This window comes from Maribacter sp. 4G9, from assembly GCF_002742265.1.
In the GTDB taxonomy this organism is placed as follows: Bacteria; Bacteroidota; Bacteroidia; order Flavobacteriales; family Flavobacteriaceae; genus Maribacter.
In genome coordinates, this window is record NZ_MDGL01000188.1 from 1 (window position 1) to 2178 (window position 2178).

At 33.8% G+C, this 2178-nt stretch carries 2 protein-coding genes and 1 pseudogene; 1 reads left to right on the forward strand and 2 read right to left on the reverse strand.

Going from position 1 to position 2178, the window contains the following annotated elements; all coding sequences use genetic code 11:
* A pseudogene (locus tag BFP75_RS20020) lies at positions 1–211 on the forward strand (group II intron reverse transcriptase/maturase); the annotation flags it as partial.
* A 120-nt stretch (positions 212–331) separates the two neighbouring features.
* Here the strand turns inward: BFP75_RS20020 and BFP75_RS20025 are convergent.
* Both BFP75_RS20025 and BFP75_RS20030 read right to left on the reverse strand, forming a co-directional pair.
* Positions 332–1093, reverse strand: coding sequence for a DUF6090 family protein (locus BFP75_RS20025; protein ID WP_099547103.1), 762 nt, complete (start codon positions 1091–1093; stop codon positions 332–334).
* Positions 1094–1099: 6 nt separating this feature from the next.
* On the reverse strand, positions 1100–1846 hold the full coding sequence (locus BFP75_RS20030) for a DUF6090 family protein (protein WP_099547104.1): 747 nt from the start codon (positions 1844–1846) through the stop codon (positions 1100–1102).
* Positions 1847–2178: the final 332 nt, after the last annotated feature.

Here is a 2178-nt window from a genome sequence, read left to right on the forward strand (position 1 = left end):
ATGGCACGATTGGAAGAAACCAGAGCGCAAACGCAAGAATCTCATTGGCTTAGGTATAAAACAGGATCAAGCGTATGCTTGGAGTAGAACAAGGATGGGAGGCTGGGCGGTAGCCCAAAGTCCTATACTGAGGACTACTATTACTGAAAAACGTCTAAGAAAAAGAGGTTACGAAAGTATGCTAGCGTACTACCTTAGTGTAAAGTTCTGATAAAACGAACCGCCGTGTACGAGACCCGTACGTACGGTGGTGTGAGAGGCGCAGTCCGTTCCTAACTAGGGGCGGACCCGTCTACTCGATTGTGCTTTCGTTATTTTGTCTTTAATTTTTTCAGTTTAAATATTCATCAATAGATACCTTTAGTTTTATGCCTTTTTGTAATGCCTCTTCATAAAATTCTTGCTGAATTTTTATTTGATATAATCTAGCAAAATTTAAAGTTGCCATTTTATCATCATCCATTATGGCACTAGTATCTAAAGGTATTGCTTCTCTTTTGTCGTTTTTGTAATATTCTTCTAGCAAAGGATGTTTATTGCTCCCTTTTCTGTGATATTTACTATAGTTATTGAAATAATAAGGTTCTATCTCTTTTTTTATGAAAGTGTTAGTTATTTCTTCACGTTCTTTAATTCTATTCAATAAGTTGTAATATGCAGTTATATCCATTTGTAAGGCTTTTGGTAAAACAGTAAACTCGCCTGTCATATTTAGTTTGTCGTATGCGGTGGTATTGGCATAGAAGTTTTGTTCAAATAAGGACGTAGTGATAAAACTTGTTGTCAATGAGTCAAAAGGTATTATCTGTTGAAACTGGTCGGATAGTGTCTGGTTTTTTATAATATAGGTTTCTATGACTTCGTTTAATGCATCTAGCTGAATAAGGTCGTCTGAGATGTTTTGGCTTAGTTGATTAAGTTGTGTGTCTGCCGACTTTCTTATCTTCGATTGTTCATTCCAATTATTAATCTGAAGCGCAATCAAAATTCCGATAACGACAAGTACAATTTCGCCAATTGCATACAAAAAGTACTTGCTGAATTTATTTTCAGTCAGCATTTTTTGTCTAATTTTTCTAAAGAATTTTATCACGCTATTTTATTTAGATATGCTTGTTTCTTCTATTATTTTATCTAAAGTGTTATTGAGATTTTCCAAGGTAATCATATAATTTGTAAGGCTCCAAGCGTGATTATCAAGATTGTTTTCAAATTCAATATCACTAAACATTTGTTCCGTTTTTGGATTCAACTTTGATTTTTCCTTCCACTTTAAAAAACCATAGCTGTCAATGTTTTTTAAAGATGCATTTTTTGTTAAATAGGGCATAAACATATTTTGTAGAAAATCATCTAATGTATCCCAATCTTCTCGTTTTTCATTCATAAGACTTGACCATTGAAAAAGTTTTAACCTCAGAGAATCAGACCTAATCAGTTTTAATTTCCCAGATGATAATAGGTCGGACAAAACATTTTGTGAAGGTGAATAATCATAATAACTGATACTCCTTTCAATTAAACTATCTGTATTATGTGAACTCAAAACTTCATTTTTTTCGCCGACCAAGTTTATTAATAATTTCGTGCTGGTCAAGTAGTCTTGATAATCGCTGAGTACATTTTCAACATCTTTTTTGTTTTTCCGAAACTCGAAATTTAGGCTTTTTAGAATGGCTTGTTCTTCCTCTTTGTTTAGGTGTTTGTTATTATAATTATTGATTCCAAGAGCTATTAAAATTCCTATAACTACAAGAATAATTTCTCCGATTGCGTAAATTAAATATTTACTGAATTTATTTTCAGAGAGTAATTTTTGGCGGATTTTTCTAAAGAATTTTATCATTGGTTAGCTGTTTGTCATAATGAAGCACAACGTGTTTGTGTATGATTAGTGGCGTGTTTTAAGCACCTAATTTAGCAAATACAAACCGAATAGAAAATCCGTGAGGATTTTCGTAAGTAGGCTAGAACCAAGCAATTAATTTTATACGTTGTGTGTGCCCAGTATGGGCATCTTTATCTTATAGCAATATAAGGATTTATTTAGAGGGTGTAAGTCCCTTATGCGCTGGAGTAACGTCTGGAAGCATTAGTAAGTCGCAAGGGTGGTAACCGCGAGGTTACACCTGAAGAAAGCGAGACTACAAAACTCGGTACTGACGAACAGGAACCGTA

Coding starts and splice junctions, on each gene's coding strand:
- BFP75_RS20030 (WP_099547104.1), bottom strand. CDS start 1,846: ATGATAAAATTCTTTAGAAAAATCCGCCAAAAATTACTCTCTGAAAAT.